Source organism: Streptomyces sp. NPDC087300, from assembly GCF_044744425.1.
Lineage (GTDB): Bacteria > Actinomycetota > Actinomycetes > Streptomycetales > Streptomycetaceae > Streptomyces.
This window is the reverse complement of record NZ_JBIUYI010000007.1, coordinates 128,233-146,372: the sequence shown is the minus strand read 5'-3', so window position 1 is coordinate 146,372 and position 18,140 is coordinate 128,233. Positions and strand designations below refer to the sequence as shown.

At 73.1% G+C, this 18,140-nt stretch carries 15 protein-coding genes; 7 read left to right on the top strand and 8 right to left on the bottom strand.

Going from position 1 to position 18,140, the window contains the following annotated elements; translation table 11 throughout:
- The first annotated feature begins 203 nt into the window (after positions 1–203).
- Positions 204–812 carry a sigma-70 family RNA polymerase sigma factor gene (locus tag ACIO9J_RS29010; protein WP_402005822.1) on the top strand — a complete coding sequence of 203 codons (609 nt, stop codon included), beginning with the start codon at positions 204–206 and terminating at the stop codon, positions 810–812.
- Positions 809–2,182, top strand: coding sequence for a zf-HC2 domain-containing protein (locus ACIO9J_RS29005; RefSeq protein WP_402005819.1), 1,374 nt, complete (start codon positions 809–811; stop codon positions 2,180–2,182). The genes ACIO9J_RS29010 and ACIO9J_RS29005 overlap by 4 nt, the downstream gene beginning before the upstream one ends.
- 65 nt (positions 2,183–2,247) lie before the next feature.
- On the opposite strand, the gene purU is transcribed toward ACIO9J_RS29005, so the two are convergent.
- Together purU and ACIO9J_RS28995 are read right to left on the bottom strand one after the other, a co-directional pair.
- Positions 2,248–3,129, bottom strand: coding sequence for a formyltetrahydrofolate deformylase (gene purU / locus ACIO9J_RS29000; protein WP_402005816.1), 882 nt, complete (start codon positions 3,127–3,129; stop codon positions 2,248–2,250).
- A gap of 110 nt (positions 3,130–3,239) precedes the next feature.
- On the bottom strand, positions 3,240–3,740 hold the full coding sequence (locus ACIO9J_RS28995) for a hypothetical protein (protein ID WP_402005813.1): 501 nt from the start codon (positions 3,738–3,740) through the stop codon (positions 3,240–3,242).
- A 118-nt stretch (positions 3,741–3,858) separates the two neighbouring features.
- On the opposite strand from ACIO9J_RS28995, the gene ACIO9J_RS28990 reads away from it, so the two are divergent.
- Entirely contained in the window at positions 3,859–5,130 is a 1,272-nt protein-coding gene (locus ACIO9J_RS28990) for an ABC transporter substrate-binding protein (protein ID WP_402005810.1), read from the top strand.
- A gap of 37 nt (positions 5,131–5,167) precedes the next feature.
- Here ACIO9J_RS28990 and ACIO9J_RS28985 read toward each other — a convergent pair whose 3' ends face one another.
- A complete protein-coding gene (locus ACIO9J_RS28985) occupies positions 5,168–7,321 on the bottom strand; it encodes a hypothetical protein (RefSeq protein ID WP_402005807.1) in 2,154 nt (717 codons plus the stop codon).
- A 159-nt stretch (positions 7,322–7,480) separates the two neighbouring features.
- Positions 7,481–8,869, bottom strand: a complete 1,389-nt coding sequence (locus tag ACIO9J_RS28980; RefSeq protein ID WP_402005803.1) for a transcriptional regulator — start codon at positions 8,867–8,869, stop codon at positions 7,481–7,483.
- Positions 8,870–9,154: 285 nt separating this feature from the next.
- Between ACIO9J_RS28980 and ACIO9J_RS28975 the strand changes: the two genes are divergently transcribed.
- The 4 genes from ACIO9J_RS28975 to ACIO9J_RS28960 all read left to right on the top strand — a co-directional run bounded on the left by ACIO9J_RS28975 (position 9,155) and on the right by ACIO9J_RS28960 (position 14,115).
- A complete protein-coding gene (locus tag ACIO9J_RS28975) occupies positions 9,155–9,814 on the top strand; it encodes a bifunctional DNA primase/polymerase (RefSeq protein WP_402005800.1) in 660 nt (219 codons plus the stop codon).
- 69 nt (positions 9,815–9,883) lie between these two features.
- Positions 9,884–10,663 (top strand): ABC transporter ATP-binding protein, encoded by a 780-nt coding sequence (locus ACIO9J_RS28970; RefSeq protein WP_402005797.1) that lies wholly within the window; start codon positions 9,884–9,886, stop codon positions 10,661–10,663.
- A complete protein-coding gene (locus tag ACIO9J_RS28965; RefSeq protein ID WP_402005794.1) occupies positions 10,660–12,258 on the top strand; it encodes a transporter in 1,599 nt (532 codons plus the stop codon). Before ACIO9J_RS28970 ends, ACIO9J_RS28965 begins: the two co-directional genes overlap by 4 nt.
- Positions 12,259–12,738: 480 nt before the next feature.
- Positions 12,739–14,115, top strand: coding sequence for a PAS domain-containing protein (locus tag ACIO9J_RS28960; RefSeq protein ID WP_402005791.1), 1,377 nt, complete (start codon positions 12,739–12,741; stop codon positions 14,113–14,115).
- 468 nt (positions 14,116–14,583) lie between these two features.
- Here the strand turns inward: ACIO9J_RS28960 and ACIO9J_RS28955 are convergent, their stop codons facing one another.
- The 4 genes from ACIO9J_RS28955 to ACIO9J_RS28940 are packed head-to-tail and all read right to left on the bottom strand — an operon-like array spanning position 14,584 to position 18,084.
- The gene (locus tag ACIO9J_RS28955; protein ID WP_402005788.1) at positions 14,584–15,807 is read right to left on the bottom strand and encodes an ABC transporter permease; all 1,224 of its coding nucleotides are present in this window, start codon (positions 15,805–15,807) and stop codon (positions 14,584–14,586) included.
- Positions 15,807–16,511 carry an ABC transporter ATP-binding protein gene (locus tag ACIO9J_RS28950; RefSeq protein WP_402005785.1) on the bottom strand — a complete coding sequence of 235 codons (705 nt, stop codon included), beginning with the start codon at positions 16,509–16,511 and terminating at the stop codon, positions 15,807–15,809. Before ACIO9J_RS28950 ends, ACIO9J_RS28955 begins: the two co-directional genes overlap by 1 nt.
- Positions 16,508–17,578, bottom strand: coding sequence for a peptidoglycan-binding protein (locus ACIO9J_RS28945; RefSeq protein ID WP_402005782.1), 1,071 nt, complete (start codon positions 17,576–17,578; stop codon positions 16,508–16,510). Before ACIO9J_RS28945 ends, ACIO9J_RS28950 begins: the two co-directional genes overlap by 4 nt.
- Positions 17,575–18,084 carry a hypothetical protein gene (locus ACIO9J_RS28940; protein ID WP_402005779.1) on the bottom strand — a complete coding sequence of 170 codons (510 nt, stop codon included), beginning with the start codon at positions 18,082–18,084 and terminating at the stop codon, positions 17,575–17,577. Before ACIO9J_RS28940 ends, ACIO9J_RS28945 begins: the two co-directional genes overlap by 4 nt.
- Positions 18,085–18,140: the final 56 nt, after the last annotated feature.

Genomic DNA, 18,140 nt, shown 5'->3' with positions numbered 1-18,140 from the left:
GCTCAGCACCTTGATCCGGAAGCAGTCCCTACGCTTCGTTCTGATGCGGCTGCCCCAGCTGTCCCCCATGAAACACCAGCAGGTCACCGTCACTATCATCCGGTGCCCGCCAGGGGCGCGCTTTGCCGTAAACAGGAGTGCGCTGTCACCGGCGCCGACTACATTCGAGTGAGGGTCGGAAACGGTACGCAGGAGGGGGCCGCATGCCGAAGGACGCGCCGCGGCGCTGGGACCGCAGGATGCAGCAGCGTCTCGCGCACGGGGAAGCCGCCGCGCTCGGCGAGCTGTACGACCGCTTCGCCTCGCTGGTGCACGGCCTGGCCCATCGCGTCCTGGGTGACGAGAGCGCGGCCGACCGCATCACCCGCGAGGTCTTCTCGCACGTGTGGGAGAACCCCGGGGCGTACGACCCCAAGCAGGGCCCGCTGCGCTCCTGGATCGCCACGCTCACCCACCAGCAGGCCGTCCGCAGGCTCCGCCAGACCGAGTCGGCCGCCCTCGCCCGCGGCGGCGAGGGCACCACCGAGGACCTGGAGCGCAAGGTCCGCCGCGCCTCCGCGGCCGCCCGCGCCGACTACATCGTCACGGCCATGCCCACCCCGCTGCGGGCCGCCCTGGAGCTCGCCTACTTCCAGCGGCGCGACTACCGCCAGGCCGCCGCCGACCTCGGCGTCACCGAGGACGAGGCCCGGCGCAGGCTCCGCCTGGGACTCCAGCTCCTGTCCACGGCGAACGACACGGGGGACGCCTCGGCCGGCCTGGCCCACGGCACGTCCCCCGGCACCTCGTCCGGATACGGGACGACGCTGTGAGCGGCGCCGACACCCCCGAGCCGTTCGAAGGCCCCGAGGACCGCGAGGGCCCCGACGACGGGCACACCGGCGGGCCGGGGGACGGGACGGGCGCGGCGGGCCGCGACCCCGGGCCCGTGCCGCGCATACCGTTGCCGCGCTCCTCGATAGAGGACACCGGCGAGCCGCTGCCCGACCCGCCGCCACCGGCGCCCGTGGTGCCGCTCGTCCTCGAACACCGCGTCCTGAAGTCCCTGCTCGGCGCCTGGGCGCTCGCCGCGTGCTCCGCGGAGGAGTCCGCGGCCGTCGAGGAGCATCTGGGCGACTGCGGCCCGTGCGCGGAGGAGGCGCTGCGGCTGCGCGACGCCGTCGGCCTGCTGCACCCCGAGGAGAGCCTCGACCTCGACCCCGGGCTGCGCACCCGCGTCCTGGAGAGCTGCCTGGGCCGCCGTCCGCCGCGCATCCCGGTCCCCGAGTGGGCCGTTCCCTACGACGCGGAGACCGCGCGGCTCGACGCCCTCCTCCAGGACATCGGCGACTCGGAGTGGCACGCCCCGGTGCGGCTGCGCTGGTTCGAGGAGAACGGCCCGGTGACCCGCAAGACGACCGTCGCCGGAGTCATCGCGCACCTCCTCGCGGTCGACGGCCTGGTCGGCCTCGCCCTCGGCCTGGACGACCCGCTGGGCCCGGACGCCAAGGGCCCGCACGACCCCTCCCACCGCACGGAGGCGTACTGGCGCGCCTCGTACTTCCCGCCCACGCGCGCGGTGCGCGGCCCCTGGCGCGACCAGTCGCACGAGCTGATCCGCACGGTGTCGTTCGCGGGCGGCGGCTCGGGCCGGCTCCCCGTGCCGTACGGGACGGTGGCCATTCCCGGACCCGGCACCGGCCCCGGTCCCGCCGGGTCCGACGGGGTGCAGCGGATCGAACTGCCGCTGCGGGACTCGATGGTGGACCGCGCCTTCGAGTGCTGGATCCACGCGGGCGACATCGCCGACGCCGTCGACTACCCGTACGCGCCACCCGCCCCGCGCCATCTGCACCGCATGATCGACCTCGCCGCCCGGATGCTCCCCGGCACCCTGGCCGACCGGCGGCGTACGGGGCTCGCGGCCCCGTCCCGCGGCCTGGTCGCGGCGGGCGCGCCGGGCCGCAGCCTGCGCCTGGAGATCGAGGGCCTGGGCGGCGGCGAATGGTTCATCCCGCTCGACTCGCCGGGCGCGAGCGCGTCCGCCGAGCACGAGGTGGCGCATGTGGCGCTCGACGGCGTGGAGTTCTGCCGCCTGGCCGCGGGCCACGTCTCACCGGAGGAGGCGGCAGCGGGCCAGGACGGCGACCGCGAGGCCATCCGCGACGTGCTGTTCGCGGCGGCCTCGCTGAGCCGCATGTAGAAGGCTTGCGCGCGTGCTTACGTGAGTGCTTGCGCGCGTGCTTACGTGAGTGCTTGCGCGCGTGCTTACGCGAAGACGACGGTCCGGCGCCCGTTGAGCAGGATGCGGTGCTCCGCGTGCCACTTCACGGCGCGGGCCAGGGCCTGGCACTCGACGTCACGGCCGATGGCGACCAGCTGGTCGGGGGTCACGTCGTGCCCGACCCGCTCGACCTCCTGCTCGATGATCGGCCCCTCGTCGAGGTCGGCCGTCACGTAGTGCGCGGTGGCGCCGATCAGCTTCACGCCGCGCGCGTGCGCCTGGTGGTACGGCTTGGCGCCCTTGAAGCTCGGCAGGAACGAGTGGTGGATGTTGATGATCCGCCCGCTGAGCGCCTTGCACAGGTCGTCGGAGAGCACCTGCATGTAGCGGGCGAGGACGACGAGCTCCACGTTCTCCTCGCGCACGATCTCCAGGAGCCGCGCCTCGGCCTGCGGCTTGTTCTCCTTGTTCACCGGGATGTGGTGGAAGGGGATGTCGTACGAGGCGACGAGCTCGGCGAAGTCCGTGTGGTTGGAGACGACCGCGGCGATGTCCACCGGCAGCGCGCCGATCCGGGAGCGGAACAGCAGGTCGTTGAGGCAGTGGCCGAACTTGGAGACGAGCAGCACGATCCGCATCCGGTCCTCGGCGCGGTGGATCTGCCAGTCCATGTGGAAGGAGTCCCCGACCGCGGCGAAGCTGGCCCGCAGCTTCTCGACGGTGACCGGCGCCTCGGCCGAGAAGTGCACCCGCATGAAGAACAGACCGGTGTCGTGATCGCCGAACTGCTGACTGTCCTCGATGTTGCATCCGGTCATGAAGAGATAACTCGACACGGCATGCACGATGCCCTGCTTGTCGGGGCAGGAGAGGGTGAGGACGTACTGCTCAGCGGGCGCGACGGCGCCGACGGACTGCTCGTTCATGCGGGCAAGGGTCCCATAAGGGGCACCGCTGTGGGCAATCGTCCCGCTGGGCGGGACGGGTGGGCACGGCCCCGGTGCCGAGTACGGATGACCGAGGCGCGAGCCCCGTCTCAGGCCGACCGAGTCAAGATCCGCAGCACCTCAAGGGTCCGAGGCGGAACATCCGGGTCCTCGCCGTCGCCCGCCGCCAGGCGGACGTGCGCGTCACGCGCGGCATGCACCGCTTCCGGCCACCCCGGGTGCTGGAGGTAGACGGACACCATCGCGTCCGGCCCCACCTCGTGCATGATCCGCAGGACCCGCAGCACCGCCGCGTCGACGAGCGCCGCCTCCTCCTGGTCCCGGAAGATCGTCCCCACGTACTTCTCCGCGGACCAGTTGTCCAGCCACGTGTCCTCGACGAGCCGGTAGACGGCGTCGGTCACGTCCCCGTACTCCTCGCGCCCCGCGAGCCAGCACTCGCGCTGGAATTCGGGGTCGGAGAGCATGTGCAGCGCCGAGCGCACGTTACTGCGCCAGCGCCACCACGGCATGTCGTTGGTCGGCATGCCGCCCATGGTGCTAGAGCGACGGCCGCGACGGGAAGACTTCTCCGAACCTTGCACGGTCATCGATCGTACGTTCCCACTCTCTGCACTCGAACCGGCCCCCGCACGTTCACCCGGATGTCACGGTCCGTTGAGAACGCGTCACGCCACGGTTGGCGAACCACCGGGATCGTGCATACCCATGACCGGCAGGCGACGCACCTCTTTCCCCCGCCCCTTCCGAACCGCGGCGCTCTCCGCCGCCGCGGCGGCGGCGTGTACCTCGCTCATCGCCGGATGCGGGGTCATCCCTGGCACCACGGGGGGTTCCAGGGAAGACCCCGTCACCGTCATGACCTGGGCGCCGGAGAAGACCAAGGCCACCAACAAACCCGGCGTCCCGGCCATGGCACAGGCGTACGCACGCTGGGTCAACGCGCACGGCGGCCTCGACGGCCGCGAGCTGAAGGTCCTCACCTGCAACGACCACAACGACTCGGCGGGCGCCGCGGACTGCGCGCGCGAGGCCGTCGACCAGAACGTGGCGGCGGTCGTCGGCGCCTACAGCCAGCACGGCCGGTCCTTCCTCGCCCCCCTCGAAGTCGCGGGCATCCCCTACATAGGCGGCTACGGGATCACCGACGACGAGTTCAGCAGCCCGCTCTCCTACCCGGTCAACGGCGGCGAGCCCGCACTCCTCGCGGGCAACGGCCGCCAGCTCGCCGCCCGCTGCGACCGCGTCTCCCTCGTACGCCCCGACACCCTGGCCGGCGACGAACTCCCCAAGCTGCTCAACGCCGGGCTCGCCGACGGCCACCACAAGCCCGTCGCGGACATCCGCGCGCCCGAGGACGGCACCGACCTCACGCCCCAGGCCGAGCAGGCGCTGGGCCACGCGGGCACGGGCGGCTGTGTGACGGCGGCGCTCGGGGCCCGCACGGACACGTTCTACGACTCGTTCCGGCGCGCCAAGGACGGCTATCCGCCGGTACGGATCTCCTCGGTGCTCGGCAGCGTCGACCAGTCCCTCGTCGACCGCACCGGCGGCGCGACGGGCCCCTACGAAGGGGCCTACCTCACCGGCTGGTACCCCGCGTCCGGCGACGCCAGGTGGTCCCAGATGCGCAAGGTCATCCGCGAGCAGGCGTTCGGCGACAACCGGGTCGACCCGGCGGACGCGGGCGTGCAGACGACCTGGATCGCGTACACCGTCCTGAAGCAGGTCGTCGAGTCGCTCGACGGCGGCGACGTCTCCGCCCGCACGCTGCGCCGCGCCCTCGACGACGGCCTCCAGGTCCACACCGGCGGCCTGACGCCCACGCTGAGCTGGCGCTTCGAGGACATGCTCGCGGCCAGCGAGTTCCCGCGCCTGATCAACTCGGACGTCACGTTCCAGGTGGTGCGCGAAGGACGCCTCGTACCCGCGCGCAAGGGGTTCGTGAACGTGGAGAAGACGCTGGAACAGTCGGCGTAGCGGCCGGCCCCGAGAGCCGGCCGCCCCGCCGGGGGCCTCAGAGCTGGGTCTTGTTGCGCTCGGTCAGCTTGTACTTGCGGGCGATCGCGTTCCAGTGGTTGGCGGCCTGCTCCTTGGCGGTCGTCGCCGCGTTGCTCTGCTTGTTGCCCGCCACTGTCTGCGACGTGGTGCGGGCGTGGCCCTTCTTGCAGCCCTTCTTGCCCGCCACCTGGTGCGCCCACGCCGCGTAGTGGTTGTCGGCGGCCGCCGACGCCTTCCACGCGGAGTTCAGGGACTTGACCAGCTGGTCGTTGGCCGGGAGCTTGTCGACCTTCAGCCCGGCGAGCCGGCTGACCAGGCCGTTGCGCTGCTTGGCCGCGTTGCGCAGATCGGTCGCCGACGGGCCGAGGTTCTGGCACTTGCCGACGTTGCGTACGGCGGCGATGACCGAGTCACGGCTGTTGTTGCTGTAGGCCAGGAGCTTGTCGAGGGCGACCGCCTGGTCCTTGGCCGGGTCAGCGGTCGGCGAGGGGCGGTCGTCGGAGGGCGCGGACGCGGAGACGGGCTTGCCGTCGTCCTTCTTCTCGTCGTCGCTGCCGGAGCTCAGGAGCGCGCCCGCGCCGACGCCGAGCACGGCGATGCCGACGCCGAGAGCGGCGATGAGCGGCACCTTCGAGCCGGTGCGGCCGCGCCGCGCGCCGCCCCTTCCTCCGCCGCTGCCGCCCGGCTCCGGGGCGGGCGCGGGGTGCTCGGGGACCGGGACGCGGGGCATCTGCTGCGTGGACGAGGGGCCTTCGGCGGCGCCCTCGGTACGGAAGAGGCTGTCGAACTCGGCGGGCGGCTGGCGGTCGCCGGGGGCGCCGGGGCGGATGCCGTAGGGCGCGGCGGCCGGCTCGGGCGGGGAACCGTTCCCTGCGGGCACGGGCGCGATGAACTGGGTGGGATCACTGTCGGAGACCGGCGCGGCGGGCGCACCGGCACGGCCGAGGAACTGCGTGGCGTCGGCGGCGGGAGCCTCGGGCGGCAGGGCACCGGGTCCCACCGGGGGTATGTACTGCGTGGCCCCCTCGTCGACGGCGGGCACGGGCGCGATGAACTGCGTGGCGCCCTCGTCGACGGCGGGCACCGGCGCGATGAACTGCGTCGCGTCGGCGTCGGACCCGGCACCGGGCGCGGCGACGGGCGGCAGCGGCATGCTCTGCGAGGCCCCGGCGGCGGGCAACGGCTGCGGCTGCGCCTGCGCGACGGGAGGCAACTCCGGACCGGGCTGACCGGCACCGTGTCTCCCGCGCGGGGACTCGCCTTGGGCGGGCAGGGGGGCGGGGCCCGGCTGGGCGGCGTGCTGACCGGGCTGACCGGCGTACGGACCCTGGCCCTGCTGGGCGGGGTAGAGATCCTGGCCGGGCTGACCGGCGTGCGAGCCCTGGGCGGCGTGGCTGCCGTGACCGGGCTGGCCCGCGTGCGCGCCCTGACCTGGCTGCGCGGGGTAGAGGTCCTGGCCGGGCTGACCGGGATACGAGCCGTGCCCGGCCTGCGCGGCGTGGCTGCCGTGACCGGGCTGACCGCCGTACGAGCCCTGGCCCGCCTGGGCGGAGTAGGGGTCCTGCCCGGACTGTCCGGCGACGCCACCCAGACCCGGCTGGCCCGGCTGACCCGGCTGACCCGCGTGCGCGCCCTGGCCGGGCTGAGCGGCGTAGAAGTCCTGGCCGGGCTGACCGGCATGCGCGCCGCCCTGGCCCGGGTGACCGGGCTGGCCTCCGTACGTTCCCTGGGCCTGCGGCCCCCCGTACGTCCCCTGGCCGGGCTGGGGGTACTGCGCCCCCTGGTCCGGCCGGCCCGCCTGCGGCGGATAGCCGTACGCGCCCTGCTGACCCGCCTGCGGCGGATAGCCGTACGCCGCCTGGCCGCCCTGCTGCGGTGCGTAGCCGCCCGCGGGCGGGGGCGTGCCCTCGGGGGGCAGCGGCATCGCCTGGGCGGGCTGGGGCGCGCCCCAGGCCTGGCCCTGGCCGTGGGTGGGCGGCGGGCCCGCCGTCTCGGGACCCCAGGGCTGGCCCCAGGGGGTGCCGCCCGCCGGGGTCGTGTGGCGGCCCGCGGTGCCGGGCAGCAGCGGCTCGCTGCCGTCCGCGGGCAGCACGACGCCCTCGTGGGCGGGCCGGTCCGCGGGCTGCTGCGGATCGGAGGAAGCAGCGCCCTGACCGCTCTGCTGCGTCACCGGGACTCCTACATATGGGGGACCTACGGAACCGTCGGGTCACGCTACCGGGTCGCCGCAGCCCTCGGCCACGCAGCTCAGAACGCCGCCTTCCGCTCGACGTCACGAGTAACAGTTCCACGCGCCCCGACGCTGTTCATGGGCGCGTCCTACGGTCCCTCACGCCGCCTGGAGGTCGACGCGCGCCCCGAACTCCCGTACCACCGGCTCCTCCCGGTAGGGCTCAAGGCGCTGCTGGAAGTCGTCGAGGTACTCCGCGCCGCGGTTGGACCGCAGCGTGCCGAGGAGTTCGACGGCCTTCAGGCCCGTGTGGCAGGCCTGTTCCACCTCGCGCCGCTGCACCTGCGCCGTGGCGAGCAGCACGAGGCCGATCGCGCGGCGCCGCGCCCGCGTCTCGGGGTGGCCGTCGAGGGATTCCTGCGCGCTGCGCGCCGCCGCGTCGGCCTGTCCCAAGTCACGGTGGCAATGCGCCATTTCATCGGCCAGATACGCATGGTCGAAGTGCCGGATCCACACCGGGTCGTCGCCGGACCCGGACTCACCGGTCGCCCGGTCCATCGCGTCGACCGCGCGGCCCGCGACCACCTGCGTCGCGCGCGCGTCACCGAGCAGCGCGTGACCCCGCGCTTCGGCGGCGTAGAACATGGCCTCCGCGCGGGGCGTGACCCGGCCGCGCGTCCCCTCCTGCGCCGCGCGCGCCAACTGCGCGATCTCGCGCGGGTTGCCGAGCTGGGCCGCGAGGTGGCTCATTGAGGCGGCGAGCACGTACCCGCCGTATCCCCTGTCCCCGGCGGCCTGGGCCAGGCGCAGCGCCTGGATGTAGTACCGCTGGGCGAGGCCGGGCTGGCCGGTGTCGACGGCCATGTAGCCCGCGAGCTCCGTCAACCGGGCGACGGCGGCGAACAGTTCGCGGCCGACCGCTTCCCGGTAGGAGCCCGCGAGCAGCCCGGAGACCACGGAGTTGAGGTAGTGGACGACGACAGGGCGCACATGGCCGCTGCCGAACTGGTGGTCGAGCTGGGTCAGCGCCTCGGTCATCGCCTTGACGGCCGCCACGTCCGAGAGCCCGACGCGCGGCCCCGCCGTGCGCCCGACCTGCGGGTCAGGCGAGGAGATCAGCCAGTCCCTGCTGGGCTCGACGAGCGCGGAAGCGGCCACGGACGAACCGGAGAGGAAGTCCCTGCGGCCCACGTCGCTGCGCCACAGCTCGCAGACCTGCTCGATGGCACCGAGAACGGTCGGCGAGAACTGCAGTCCCACGCCCGATGCGAGGTTCTTGCCGTTCGCCATGCCGATCTCGTCGATGGTGACGGTGCGGCCGAGCTTGCGGCCGAGCGCCTCCGCGATGATCCCGGGCGCCCGCCCGCGCGGCTGCTGCCCGCGCAGCCAGCGGGCCACCGATGTCTTGTCGTAACGCAGGTCGAGACCGTGCTCCGCGCCGCACATGTTGACCCGGCGGGCCAGTCCGGCGTTGGAGCAGCCGGCTTCCTGAATGAGCGCTTGCAGCCTTTCGTTGGGCTGCCGCGCGACGAGTGGCCTGGCGGCCATGGCGTACCCCCTGTGTGCACCGGGACCATCGAACCGGACGGCCGCCGTGGACCGCCTCACGATGATCAATGCCCTTGGAGCAAACGGAAGATGCGCCACAAACGGGCGATACGCGCAAACCCGGGCGTCCTCTGGTTGCCCCTGACCTGGCTACCCGCACATGGAAGCCATTTCCCCTGCGCGCCCCCACCCGTGCACCCATGCGCCCCGCTCGCAGGATCGATGCTCCTCCCCCGCCCTCGCGTGCGCCCGTAACCCGAGGTGGCGGCGGGAGTTGAGAACTCCGTGGAAGAGACCATCGGAGTCACGTCAGCCGCGCAGATCCCGAAGCAGCGCGGAGAAGCCTTGCTGGACACGGCCGTGCGATACGCGGAAGAGCGTCACTGGGACGTGTTCCCCGGCACCTGGCTGGAGTCCGCCGAAGGCACCGAGCAGTGCTCGTGCGGGGACACCGGGTGCGCCTCACCCGGCGCACACCCGGCGCGCGAGGACTGGGCGACCCAGGCGACCGGCAGCGCGACGGTGGCCAGGCGGCTCTGGCAGAAGCAGCCCAAGGCGTCGATCCTGCTGCCCACCGGCCGGACCTTCGACGCGATCGACGTGCCCGAGACCGCCGGATTCCTCGCGCTCGCCCGCATGGAGCGCATGGAGCTGACGCTCGGACCCGTCACCTGCACGCCCGACCGGCGCATGCAGTTCTTCGTGCTCCCCGGTGCCACCGCCAAGGTCCCCGACCTCGTCCGCAAGCTCGGCTGGCCGCCCGCCCAGATCGACCTGATCTCGCTCGGCGAGGGCGCGTACGTCGCGGCGCCCCCGACCCGGTTCGGCGCGTCCGGCGCGGTGCAGTGGGCCTGCCGCCCGACCGCTGCCAATCGGTGGCTCCCTGACGCCGAGGAGATCATCTCCCCGTTGGCGTACGCGTGCGGGCGCGAGGCACGCCGGTAGCAACCGCCGCCCCCGGCGGGACGTCCCACGTATCGTGCCGAGCACGGGCCGACGACGAGGGGCAGCAGCGTGACCGAGGCAGCACCGGCGGTACGGGTGACAGGGCTCTGGAAGCGGTTCGGCGAACAGGTCGCCGTGGCCGGCATCGATCTGAGCCTGCCCGCGGGCAAGTTCATCGGCCTGGTCGGCCCGAACGGCGCCGGCAAGACGACCACGCTCTCCATGGTCACCGGGCTGCTCAGGCCCGACCAGGGCACCGTCGAGGTCGTCGGGCACGACGTGTGGCGCGACCCGGTGGAGGTCAAGGCGCGCATCGGCGTGCTCCCCGAGGGCCTGCGGCTCTTCGAGCGGCTCTCGGGGCGCGAACTGCTCGGGTACACCGGACGGCTGCGCGGCCTGCCGGGCGCCGAGGTCGACAAGCGCGCCACCCAGCTCCTGGACGTGCTCGACCTCGCGGGCGCCCAGCACAAGCTGGTCGTCGACTACTCCACGGGCATGCGCAAGAAGATCGGCCTCGCGGCCGCGCTGCTGCACAACCCCGAAGTGCTCTTCCTCGACGAGCCGTTCGAGGGCGTCGACCCCGTCTCCGCGCAGACCATCCGCGGCGTCCTGGAGCGCTACACCGCCTCCGGCGCCACGGTGGTCTTCTCCTCGCACGTCATGGAACTCGTCGAATCGCTCTGCGACTGGGTCGCCGTGATGGCCGCGGGCCGCATCCGCGCCCAGGGCACCCTCGCCGAGGTGCGCGGCGCCGCGCCCTCCCTGCAACAGGCCTTCCTCGAACTCGTCGGCGCCCACGGCCGCGACACCGGGTCCGACCTCGACTGGCTGGGGGGCGGCGCCCGATGAGCGCCGCCGCCCCCGGCATCACCCCCGTCTTCGTACGGCTGAAGCTGTCCCTGCTGCGCAACGGGCTGCGCCAGTCGGCGGGCCGCCGTGCCGCCTACATCGCGTCCGTCACCGTCGCCCTGCTCTTCGCCGCGCTCCAGCTCCTCGGCCTGATCGCGCTGCGCGGCAACGAGCACGCCACGACGGTCTGCGTGCTGCTCGTCGCGCTGCTCGCACTCGGCTGGGCGGTGATGCCGCTGTTCTTCCCCAGCGGCGACGAGACCCTCGACCCCACCCGTCTGGTGATGCTGCCGCTGCGTCCCCGGCCGCTCGTGCGGGCGCTGCTCGTGGCCTCACTGGTGGGCATCGGGCCGCTGTTCACGCTCTGTCTCGCACTCGGCGCGGCGATCGCGCTGGCGCACGGCGCGGCGGCGACCGTCGTCGCCGTGCCCGCCGTCGCCCTGACGGTGCTCGTCTGCGTGGCGCTCGCCCGCGCCGTCGCGGCCGCCAACATCCGCCTGCTGACCAGCCGCAAGGGCCGCGACCTCGCCGTACTCAGCGGCCTTGTCATCGCGGTCGGCGCGCAGGTCGTCAACTTCGGCGCGCAGAAGCTCGGTTCGTCCGGGCTCGACACGCTCGACCCGGCGGCGGACGTGGTGCGCTGGATCCCGCCCGCCGCCGCGCTCGGCGCCGTGGACTCGGTCGGTGACGGGTCGTACGCGACGGCGACGGCCCAACTCGCCCTCACCGTGGCGGCTCTGGTCGCCCTGCTCGCCCTGTGGCAGCGCAGCCTCACCCGTCTGATGACGACGCCGGACGGCTCGACGCTGGCGGCCGCCGAGCCCGACAAGGGCACCTCACGCACCTCGGGCGCGCTCGGCGCCCTGCTCCCCCAGGGCCGCACCGGCACCGTCATGGAGCGCAGCCTGCGCTACGTGTGGCGCGACCCGAAGACCAAGGCGGCCTGGGTGACGTCGCTCGCCATCGGCCTGATCGTGCCGCTCTTCAACGCGCTCCAGGGCACCGGGTCCGTGTACTTCGCGTGCTTCGCGGCGGGGATGCTCGGGATCCTCATGTACAACCAGTTCGGCCAGGACACCTCGGCGTTCTGGATGGTCGCGATGACGATCTCCTCGACGCGCGACGCCTACGTGGAACTGCGCGGCCGCGCCCTCGCGCTGCTCCTGATCACCCTGCCGTACGCGACGCTGGTCACCGTCCTGACGACCGCGCTGCTCGGCGCGTGGCACGCCCTGCCCGAGGTGCTCGGACTCTCCCTCGCGCTGCTCGGCGCGATGCTGGCGACCGGCGCGTGGTCCTCGACGCGCTTCCCCTACTCGATCCCGCAGGAGGGCTACAAGAACGTGGCCCCGGGGCAGGCGGGCCTCGCCTGGATCTCGATCTTCGGCGGCATGGTCGCCGCGGCCCTGCTCTGCGCCCCGGTCATCGCCCTGGCGATCTGGCTGCACGCCTCGTCGTCGGACGCCTGGACCTGGCTGCTGCTGCCGGTCGGCGCGCTCTACGGGGCGGCGGTCACCGAGGCGGGCTCGCGGCTGGCGGCGCCCCGCCTGGCGCGGCGCCTCCCGGAGATCCTCGCGGCGGTCAGCAAGGGCTGAGGCGGCGGTCGGCGAGGGCTGGGCCGTGGTCAGGAAGGGCTGACACGCAGGCGACCCGCGAGCCATTGGTTCCGGCCGTACGAGACGGTCGGAAGCCGGCCGGACGTACCGGCGGCTCGCGGGTCGGGTGACTGCTTGGGATTGGGCCGGCCGCACGCTCGTATCGCGCACTGGTCCGGCACCGCACTCGGTGTGGTGACGGGCCGCTAGCCCGCAGCCACCTCTCGCGTCCGCAATGAAATCACTGCCGGATCACCTCCTTTCGTCGAGTGATGTACACCCTAGGAAGCGGACCGGCGGCGCTCAACCGATTTGTTTCGCCGCGTCGCCGCCCCACATTTCTCTCCAACTTCCGGGAACTTCCTGTGGGGTGCGTCACGTTCGAGTTGAATGATCTGACGTGCGGTATACGCAGTTGACGTGGCTCATGCAGTACAGGCAGCTCATGAGGACGAGGACACGGCCTGCAGGGGGTCCCAGGTGAGTGCTTCGCGACGGAGCGGAACTACCGACGAGCTGGGCCCCGAAGAGCCCGAGCCGGGCGGCGCCGAGCTGCTCGCGGCGCTGCTCGACGGGATGGACGCGGCGCTCTGCGCGCTCGACGCGGACGGTGTGGTGACGCACTGGAACCGCGAGGCCGAGCGGATCCTCGGCTGGTCGGCGGCGGAGGCCGTCGGGCGGCAGGGGTTCTCCGGGTGGGCCGTGCGGGCCGCCGACGCGGCGGAGGTCGAGGCGCGGCTGCTGTCCGCGATGGACGCGCCCGGACGGCAGGTGCACGAGTTCGCGCTGGTCACCAAGGACGGCGGGCGGGTCCTCGTACGGATGCAGTCCGCGGCCGTACGGGGCGGGGACGGCAAGCCCGCGGGGGTGTACTGCGCCTTCAGCGAGGTGCACGCGCAGATAGACCTGGAGCGGTCCATCGCCCTGAGCGAGGCCCTCTTCGAGCACGCGTCCTGGGGCGTCGTGCTCGTCGACGCCGACCTGCGGCCCGCCGTGGTCAACGAACACGCGGCGCGCGCGCTCGGGGTCGGCAGGACCGCCGTGCTCGGGCGGCCCCTCGCGGATCTGCTCGGGCAGGGCGTGGAGGAGCTGGAGAGCGCGCTCGCCCACGTCCTCGGCGAGGGGTCGCCGCCCGCCCCCGCCGAGCTGTGGGTGTCCGTGCGCACCGCCCCCGACAAGGAGGGCGGCGGCTTCGAGCGGCGCTGCTGGCGCAGTGGCTTCGTACGACTGGCATCACCGCTCGCCGAGGAGCCGGTGCCGCTCGGTGTCGGCTGGCTCTTCCTGGACGTGACCGAGGCCAAGCAGACCGAACAGGAGGCGTCCCAGCTGCGCTTCCGCTCCCAGCAGCTGCACCGGGCGGCGCGGGCCGCGGCCGAGTGCGAGGACCCGACCGAGGCGGCCACGGTCCACCTCGACTTCGCCCTCGCGGGCTTCGCCGACCACGCGCTGGTCGACGTGCTCGCGGGCGAGGATCCGGTACGCCTGGTCCGGATCGCGGCGACGCCCGCGGGGGCGCCGGGGCCGTGCCTGCCGGTCAGCAGGGCGGGCATTCCGGTGCGCTACCCCGAGGGCCATCCCGCACCGCAGTGCGTGGCGCGGGTCGGCTCCGTGCGGGCCAGCGCCGGGGCGGTGGCGCCGGAGCGGGCCCGGGAGTGGGCCGAGACCCGGCAGTGGCCGGAGGACTCGGTCCACGCGTTGTGCGCGGTGCTGCGGAGCAGGGGGCGGACGTTGGGCGTCGTGACGTTCTTGCGGGGGCCGGGGCGGGCGCCCTTCGAACGCCCCGACGCGACCTACGCGGAAAGCGTCACGGCCCGGGTAGCAGCGTCTCTGGACCTGGCCCAGCCTTTCCCTCTCTGAGGCGCGGTGGCCTGCGGCCGTGCGGTGGGGTGGATCTCTTCAGCCAGCACGGGGACTCGGTGCGCGATGGGGTGGGTGGGGGAGGCGGTGGGTTTCTACGCCCAGGCCGGTGGTCGTGCGCCTCGGGTGCGGTCGTGGGGCGGGGCCGCGGCGGTATGTCCGTCCTCGCTATCCCGGTGAACCGCCACACCCATGCACCTCGGCACGCGGCTCTCTGTGCTCCGGGCAGACATACCGCCACGTCCCCTCAGGAGCGCTCGCGGCCGCGGGCCGGTGGGGCATCCGGTGAGGGCCACCCCCACCGGGCCGCGGCCGCGCAACTGGCCCGAGGGGACGTGGGGGTATGTGCGAACGGAGCACAAGTGGCCACCGAGGCAAGGAAGCAAGTCCATTGGCTCTTGCCCCGGGATAGCGAGTACGTACATACCCCCGCGGCCCCGCCCCACAGACGAACAGAGCGACCCCGCCTCACACAGCGTGCAGCGCCAACGTCGGGGACAAGCGGGAAGCCCGGATCGCCGGGTACAGACCCGCCACCGTACCGATCAGCAGCGTCGCTCCGAAGCCGCCCGCCATCGACCACGGCGGCACCACCCACGGCAGGCCGCCCGAGACCGCGTACACCGCCGTCGCGCCCGCGCCGAGCACCACCCCGGCGAGGCCGCCCAGGCCGGACAGCATCAGGGACTCCGTGACGAACTGGATCCGGATCTGCCCCCGCGTCGCCCCGAGCGAGCGCCGGAGCCCGATCTCGTAGCGGCGTTCGAGCACCGAGATGATCATGGTGTTGGTGACGCCGACGCCGCCCACCAGGAGCGCGATCCCGCCGAGGCCGAGCAGCAGGGTCGAGAACGCCCCCTCCGTCGCCGCCTTAGCCTGGAGCGCCGACGAGGGGTCGGTGACCTGGACGTTGCGCGGATTCTCCGGGTCGATCGACGGCGCGAGCAGACTCCGCACGTCACGCACCGACGCGTCGGTGGACCGCTCGTACACCGACGTCGGATGCCCGTCGAAGCCGAGCAGCTTCTTCGACGCGTCCCAGCCCGTCAGGGCCGACCGCTCGACATCCGTCGCGAGCGGCAGCGGCCCCAGGATGCCGATGACGGTGAAGTACCGGTCGCCGAGCCACACCTGCTGCCCCGGCGAGGTGATCCCGAGCCGCTCCGCGGCGACCCCGCCGAGGACGACCGACGGATAGCGGCTGTTCGCGGCGTTGAACCAGCTGCCGCGCGCCATCTCCCCGCGCAGCACCTTCAGGAGCCCCTCCGTGGCCGCCTTCACCGTGATGCCCCCGGTCTCCTCCTCGGAGATCTTCTCGCTGCGCCGCACGGACTGTTCGAGGTCCCCCGTGGCGCCGACGTGCTCGACGCCGTCGATCCGCCCGACCCGCCCCGCGGCATCGCGCGGCAAGGTCACCTTCTCCCCGGAGAACATCGGCTCACCGGGGGCCGCGACCAGCATGTTCGTACCCAACTTGTCGAGTTCTCGCATGAGTTGGGCCTGGCTGGACGACGAGATGCCGACGACCGCGACCATGGTCGCGATGCCGATGGCGATGCCGAGGGCGGACAGCACGACGCGCACGGGCCGGCTGCGCAGCCCCGCGGAGCCGACGTGCAGTACGTCCCGGGGCCCGAGCCGCGCGGCCCTCAGCCGCGCACGCCCCGTACCCCTCGTACGACTCCTGCTCATCACACGACCCGCCCGTCCCGAATCCGCACCTGTCGCGGCAGCCGCCCCGCGATCTCCGAGTCATGGGTGATGACGGCGATGGTGGCGCCCTCCGCGTTCAGGTCGTGCAGCAGGTCCATGACCGCCTCGCCGGACTCCGAGTCGAGCGCGCCGGTCGGCTCGTCCGCGAGGAGCAGGTCCGGTTCGCCGACGACGGCGCGGGCGATGGCGACGCGCTGTTTCTGGCCGCCGGAGAGCTCGTGCGGCCGGTGCGTCATGCGGTCGGCGAGCCCGACGCGCTCCAGGGCGTACGCGGCCCTGCGGCGGCGTTCGGCGCGCGGCAGGCCGGAGTAGAGCAGCCCTTCGGCGACGTTGTCGCGGGCGCTGATGCCGGGCACCAGGTGGAACGCCTGGAAGACGAAGCCGATGTGCCGGGCGCGCAGCGCGGACAGGCTGCGGTCGGCGAGGGTGGCGACGTCGTGCCCGGCGATGGCGACGGTGCCCGCGGTGGGGCGGTCGAGGGTGCCGACGATGTGCAGGAGCGTCGACTTGCCGGACCCGGAGGGCCCGACGATGGCGAGGAGTTCGCCCTGTTCGACGGTCAGGTCGACGCCGCGCAGCGCGGCGACGCCGCCGGGGTACTCCTTGGTGACGCCGGTCAACTCCACGACGTTCGGGGGGCCTTGACCGACGCCGCTCGCCACGGACGCGAGTTCGGTGCTCATACCTTCGGCACCCCGACCTTCATCCCGGCCCGCAGTCCCCCGCCGCTCACCTCGACCCTGCCCTGCCCGAACATGCCGAGCTCGACCTTGACGTCGCGGCTGCGGCCGCCCTCGACGACCTGGACGCCGAAGCCGCCGCCGGGCAGCGCGAGGAGCGCGTTGACGGGCACGGAGAGGACGTTCGCGCGCTTCTCGCCGGTGAGGTCCACGGTGACCGGCGACTGGTCGAAGCCGTCGACCTTGCCGGGGTCGGCGAAGGTGACGGTGACGGGGATCTTGGGGGTCTTGTCGCTGGGGTCGTCGCCGGGTCTGGCGGTCTTGCCGACGGCGGCGACCTCGCCGTCGACGGTGGTGCCGTCCGGCAGCGTGACGGTGACCTTCGCGCCCTTCTTCGCGAGCTTGCCCTCGGCGACGTCGAGCTGGACGCGCACGACCCGCTCGGAACCGGTCGTGGAGAGCACGGGCTTGCCGGGTGCGACCTGGTCACCGACGGCCGATTCGGCGGACTTCACCCGGACCGCGGAGGGCTGGAAGGAGATCTGCTCGGGTCCCACGCTGCCGGTCTGCTTGCGGTCGTGGGCCTTCTGCCACCGCTTGACCGCGGCCGCCGTGCCGTCGGTGTAGGTGTCGTCGACGGTGAGCCACCCCCCGTACCCGAGAGCGGCGAGGTTCTGCTCCAACTGCCGTACGTCGTTGCCCTTGTCGCCCGCCTTCAGCGTGCGGTACATGGGCTCGGTGCCGTACATGAGGCGGACGGGAACGCCGTTCACCTCGTACAGGCGGCCGTCCCTGCGGACCGTGGAGCCGGTCTCGGCGGACCAGGTGAGGGTGCCGGTGCCGCCCGCGTTGACCTTGCGTTCCTTGGCGTAGCCGAGGGTCCCGTCGACCTGGGAGCCGCTGGTGAGGTCGCCGCGCTCGACGGACGCGGTGGCGGCGGGGAGTCCCGCGTCGCGCCGGTCGGAGCCGCCCTTGCCGCCCTCGTCGGCGAGCGCGGTGACGGCGATGCCGCCGCCGGTGACGGCGAGCAGGGCCACGACCGTCGAGACGACGGCGGTGCGCCGCCTCATCCGTAGATGCCCTTGCACGCCTTGGCGGCCTTCTCCATCTTGTCGGCCTCGGCACCCTTCGGCATGCGCTGGGCTTCCATGGCTCCGCCGTCGAACTTTGGGTCCGGCATGTTGAAGCCGTTCTTGCGCATGCACTGGGCGTACTTGACGGCCTTGTCCTTGTCGGCCTGCGAGGGGCCGCCGCCCTTGGTCCCGGCGCCGAGACCGCAGTCCTTCATGGCCTTCTGCATCTTCTCCTTGGTCATGTCGCCGCCGATGGTGATGCCCGCGGCGTCCTCGCCGGACTTGGGCTCGGAGATCTTCATGCCGTGCTTGCGCAGGCACTCGCGCTCCTTGAACCGCTTGTCGGCGTCGGCGCCCTTCCCGCCGTCGGCGCCGCTGCCCGAGCCGCTCGCCTCGCTGTCGCCGTCGGAGCCGCCGGAGCAGGCGCCGGCGAACAGGGCGAGGGCGGCGAATCCTGATGCGAGCACCGCTGAGCGGGTGCGGTTCCTCATGACGTGGCTCATGGCGTGGCTTCCCTTCACGTGGGGCGTGCGTGACGGCCACAGACTGGCGGGAAGCG

What these genes read in the sequence shown, in the direction of transcription:
- ACIO9J_RS29010 (WP_402005822.1), top strand. Translation starts at nt 204, where the DNA reads ATGCCGAAGGACGCGCCGCGGCGCTGGGACCGCAGGATGCAGCAGCGT.
- purU (WP_402005816.1), bottom strand. Translation starts at nt 3,129, where the DNA reads ATGAACGAGCAGTCCGTCGGCGCCGTCGCGCCCGCTGAGCAGTACGTC.
- ACIO9J_RS28995 (WP_402005813.1), bottom strand. Translation starts at nt 3,740, where the DNA reads ATGACCGTGCAAGGTTCGGAGAAGTCTTCCCGTCGCGGCCGTCGCTCT.
- ACIO9J_RS28990 (WP_402005810.1), top strand. Translation starts at nt 3,859, where the DNA reads ATGACCGGCAGGCGACGCACCTCTTTCCCCCGCCCCTTCCGAACCGCG.
- ACIO9J_RS28980 (WP_402005803.1), bottom strand. Translation starts at nt 8,869, where the DNA reads ATGGCCGCCAGGCCACTCGTCGCGCGGCAGCCCAACGAAAGGCTGCAA.
- ACIO9J_RS28965 (WP_402005794.1), top strand. Translation starts at nt 10,660, where the DNA reads ATGAGCGCCGCCGCCCCCGGCATCACCCCCGTCTTCGTACGGCTGAAG.
- ACIO9J_RS28955 (WP_402005788.1), bottom strand. Translation starts at nt 15,807, where the DNA reads ATGAGCAGGAGTCGTACGAGGGGTACGGGGCGTGCGCGGCTGAGGGCC.
- ACIO9J_RS28950 (WP_402005785.1), bottom strand. Translation starts at nt 16,511, where the DNA reads ATGAGCACCGAACTCGCGTCCGTGGCGAGCGGCGTCGGTCAAGGCCCC.
- ACIO9J_RS28945 (WP_402005782.1), bottom strand. Translation starts at nt 17,578, where the DNA reads ATGAGGCGGCGCACCGCCGTCGTCTCGACGGTCGTGGCCCTGCTCGCC.
- ACIO9J_RS28940 (WP_402005779.1), bottom strand. Translation starts at nt 18,084, where the DNA reads ATGAGCCACGTCATGAGGAACCGCACCCGCTCAGCGGTGCTCGCATCA.